Source organism: Rhodococcus sp. EPR-134, from assembly GCF_001647205.1.
Taxonomy (GTDB): domain Bacteria; phylum Actinomycetota; class Actinomycetes; order Mycobacteriales; family Mycobacteriaceae; genus Rhodococcus_F; species Rhodococcus_F qingshengii.
This window is the reverse complement of sequence record NZ_LVCT01000095.1, coordinates 1-4,136: the sequence shown is the minus strand read 5'-3', so window position 1 is coordinate 4,136 and position 4,136 is coordinate 1. Positions and strand designations below refer to the sequence as shown.

Here is a 4,136-nt window from a genome sequence, read left to right as displayed (position 1 = left end):
GGTCGCTGCCAGTTCGGGTTTCTGGTTCGGTTGCCAGGCGTAGACCACCGTCACCGGGTAGCGGGTGTTCCCACGCGAACGCCCAGTAGGCGGCGCGGCCGGCGGCTGCCGCCCACTCCCCTGCCAGTGCACGCAGGCCATGTCGCTGCCCGCAGGTTGTGTACGAAATCTTCTGCCGGAGAATGTATCCTCCGTCGCCACTGATCTCGGCGGATTCATCATCCCACCAGTCGCTTTCGGCGAGGCGTTCTCGAATGATCGTGTTGATCTGTTCGATCGTCTTTCCACGTGCGTCTATCGTGTCGAAATCGATCTGGGGACGACGCCACACGTACTGAGGGGTGACGGTGACCCTGCCGTCGGTGGTCAGTTCGAGCAACAGCCAACCTCGCGCGCATATCTCGTCAGAGAATCCTCGTCCGATGAGCGAACCCGTCATCCAGACTTGCCCGCGTTCGCGTCCGTCATCCGGTCCGAAACCGGGGATCGGACCCGGGGTGTGGTAGTCCGACAGGATGCTCTGATCCCAGCCTCGGTTGACCCATTCCTCCGGGATCACTCGCTCGGCGCCGTGGCGGTCATCTGCACCGAACAATCGCCCATCCGCAGAGAAAATACCGTGCGACACAAGGATGTTTACCCCACCTTCGATCGGTTGTGGGTCGACGATGATGCCGCGTTCTGGTAGTCGCGGATCCAGTCCGTTGTGTGAGACAACATGCAAGTAGAACGGCACATCGGGGATCGGTTGGTGCACTTCGTAGTAGCCGGGCTGCGGGCCGATCAGGTCGTCTACTGCTCGTCCCGGATCGGGAAAAACCGCCAAACGACCCAGGTCGGGTTGGTGCAGCAACGCGGCTGCCGAGACCGAAGTCCCGGCGCCGGCGTCATGGTTGCCGGTGTTGACGACAGCGGGGATACCTGCAGCGATTCGCAGGGCGTCGACGCGGCGTTCCTCGTTCACTGCCCGCACCGATGGGTGGTGCACATGGAATCCGTCGCCCCCGTTGATCTGGCAGTCCACCCCTTTGCTGATCATGTCGCGCTGTACCAGTTCGTAGGTGACGTATCCGTCAACTTCGCGGATGTTCGGGCCGGCGGGATGTTTTCGGGCCATTCCACGCATCCCGTATCCGGCATGTGCGCACCCGAAGAATCCAGCTTTCAGAATCACGTCGTTGGTCATGCGCACAGTCTCGCGGTGGGGTTGTATGTGTGCGGCACGCTCGTCGAGGGAGCAACCCGGCGGTGGCTCACGGTCCGTCTGCGCAGTTCGGGGCAGGATTTCGCTGGTCATCGTTGTCGCCGGACAGCGTTGTCACCCATTGGTGCGTCTCGGTGGGGCCGGGTAGTTACGCCCAGACTGGTTCTATCTACCGGTGACGTTCGCGTCTCGATTTATGAATCGGTTGGGGCAGAGGGCCCGATCGTCTGCCCCGTCGTGCTCGACCAGTTCGGGGCGCGTATTTCTGGCATTCTGCGGCTGCTGTTGATGGGATTGGGCTATCGGGGATCAGTTCTGGCCGCTGGTATGCCTGTTTCGTAGCCCACATCTCGTGGTGAAATCTCGGGCTTGATACCGCAACACACCCGCCGGACGTGCTATTTTTTCCTTATCGGAGATGTTGTACACGCTTGAACTCGTTTCGGGCACCATTTGGAGGGACCATGTCATCCACAGTTTTGCCTACCTCTACGCCAGGCCAGATCCGGCCGGCCGGCGTCAACGCGGGATCTTCCGCCCCTTCCTCTCAGCGGAACGTCGCCAGCGAGCTTGAGCGTCTGCGTGCTCGGCACGCATTGCAGGTCGCTCATCGCCGTCGCACTGGTCGACCCATCGCTTCTCCTGCTACCAACAGGGCTACGCAGGACGCGTGGAGACAGGCAGCGACTCGTGTGTCGAAAACTCGCCTGTGCCAAGATGATCCGGATTCCTTCATGCTTCCAGATCCCCCGAGTCTCGCTGCAAGCACCGAGGAACGGGTCCCCGCCGCCACCTTCGCGGAATTGGCTGCAGAACGTCGGTTTGTCAAAGCCCGTATCCGAGTGGCGAAGTCAGCGATCGCGGCCTGCCACGAATGCCCGCTTCTGCAGCAGTGCCGACGCGAGGTCCTTGAGGAGGTGAAGTTGGGTAGGCAACCGACGAACACCGTGGTCGCTGCCACCGCATGGAACTCGCGAGGCTTGCCCGACATGCACATCCATGATCCAGGAAGCAACGCTGAACTCGAACACCACACCCTCGATGTCCTCGCTGGAACCAAGCTGTACCGAAATATTCCCGACATCAGTTGGATTCCAGCGGATCTCGATCCGGTACCTACCATCGACGAACATCTCGTCAGTGATGTACTGCATCGCTACAAGTCCGAGGCAGCACTCAAAGAGCTTCCTAAGCGGTTCGTCACGCAGTCCCTTCTCGACCGGAAGCCAAAGGTTTCGGCTGACGGCCGAGCTGTGATCACTTACGGTGAGGAGCGCGAGATCGTTCGTCGCGCGGTCAAACAGCAGATGGTTCCGAATACGTTGGCTACGATCCTCGGTTGCGGATGGGATCGGGCTGCAGATCTGTTGTGCGCGTACGGCGGTGAAGTGCAGGACTACACCCCTGGCCCGCAGGCCGCTCGCCATCGCGATCTTTTCGCAGCCCGCGAGCGCGACACAGCGGCACGCAAGCAGCGGATCAGGGATGCGCAGGCCGCAATGAACTCTACTGGCAGTCACCGCATGTCTGCCTGATTTAGAACCGAAAAGCGGTCCACGCCATTGGCGTGGACCGCTTTTCGTCGATCAAAGGTCAAGACGGGAGAATTCCGCGCGCCTCGTCGATGATCGCCTGAGCGCTATCGAGCTGCTCGTCCGCCTCCTTGCGGGCCTCGCTCTGAGGGAGACTCGTCAGCAGCCCCTTCAATTCGGTGACCGCGGCGTCAGCAGCCTTGAGATCATCCTCGTTCGGTGATCCCTTGCTCATCGCGGCTAGCGACTTCGCGTGCTCTTTCAGCGACTCCTGGAGCGGTTTGACTGCGTTCTGCAGCAGTTTGCCCGTACTCGCATCCTTGAACACCTCCTTCTCGCTGTCGTCGAGCACCAGCAGTGTCTGCGTCCTTATTTGCGCCACAGCGCATCTCCTTAATGTGAGGCGGAACAACGTGTGCGGTCAGTGTAGAAAGCCCGGTTCCGGTGATCGTGGTGCCCGAGACAATCAGAACGGCGGGGGGTCGTCATCTAGGCGGTTCGTCCATGTACTTGTGGTGTTGTGGGCAAGAGAATTCCGGTCACGGCGTTGAGGCCGTCCTGCGAGCGCATCTGCCACTGAGGCGACACCGGTTGCGCTGGCGCGACCATCCACAACTGCTCGGCGCCGAGCGTGCACCTCCATCGCTGGATCGTCGTACCCTGGTCTCGACGGCAAGTGGGTGAGTCTGCCGCCCGTATCCCCAGCGGGGAGATGCTGGGAGAACTCGCGCCGAATCCTGGTTATCCACGCGTCATTCCAGTTCAGCCACGCCATCGGGTCGGTGACACTTTCCAAGAACACTGGGTTCGCGCCGAACGACAGACCTGTCACTGCGCCACCCACGCACATCCAGGTGTAGCGACCTGTCGCCTCTGGCGGTGGTGCGGCCCGGTACAGCGCCAGGTGGGAGTCGGAGACCCTGCCGGCCATGCGTTTGATGTCGGATTGGTCGTGAAGTCCGTATCCAACTAAGAGCACCGCGAGTTGGCGCCAAATGTCGTCGCGTAGGCCTGTCGCGGATTGCAGGATGAATGCGAATCCGATGCCGAACTTTCGCACATCACGGCAGTCGCCTGCGAACTGGTTCGAGAGCGACACCAATGCGTCTGGTTGCGTGCTATCGGCAGGTCCCGCGTATTGCCATGCTTCGTCGACGACGACCTGCACGTTCAAGCTTCCGCCAGCCGTGAACTGCTGTTGGCCTGCCAGTTTGAGCGTGTTGAGCAATTGCGACATGATGCGGGCTTTCACCTCCGCGGAGTCCAACAGCCGAGTCGCCGCCATTACGTCGCCCGTTGTGTCGGCATCGTTGCCGTCGAGGTTCAGTTGTGACAGGTCGGCGGAAAGGTCAAGCACCAGCCAGGGCGCAGGTTGTCCTGCTTTCGGGGCCATGACCTGC

General features: G+C 61.1%; 4 protein-coding genes. 1 reads left to right on the top strand and 3 read right to left on the bottom strand.

All coding sequences use genetic code 11. From position 1 onward, the window contains the following. On the bottom strand, positions 1–1,186 hold a 1,186-nt coding region (locus A2J01_RS04840), incomplete at its 3' end, for a hypothetical protein (protein ID WP_197494154.1). A gap of 752 nt (positions 1,187–1,938) precedes the next feature. Here A2J01_RS04840 and A2J01_RS04835 point away from each other — a divergent pair. Continuing rightward, positions 1,939–2,739, top strand: coding sequence for a hypothetical protein (locus A2J01_RS04835; protein ID WP_047269099.1), 801 nt, complete (start codon positions 1,939–1,941; stop codon positions 2,737–2,739). 58 nt (positions 2,740–2,797) lie between these two features. On the opposite strand, the gene A2J01_RS04830 is transcribed toward A2J01_RS04835, so the two are convergent. Both A2J01_RS04830 and A2J01_RS04825 read right to left on the bottom strand, forming a co-directional pair. After that, on the bottom strand, positions 2,798–3,118 hold the full coding sequence (locus A2J01_RS04830; RefSeq protein WP_047269100.1) for a hypothetical protein: 321 nt from the start codon (positions 3,116–3,118) through the stop codon (positions 2,798–2,800). 84 nt (positions 3,119–3,202) lie between these two features. Further along, positions 3,203–4,136 (bottom strand): hypothetical protein (locus tag A2J01_RS04825; RefSeq protein ID WP_231915701.1); only part of this gene is annotated, 934 nt, incomplete at its 5' end.

Bases quoted from the DNA above. Each gene is read 5' to 3' on its own strand.
- A2J01_RS04835 (WP_047269099.1), top strand. From the start codon at position 1,939: ATGCTTCCAGATCCCCCGAGTCTCGCTGCAAGCACCGAGGAACGGGTC.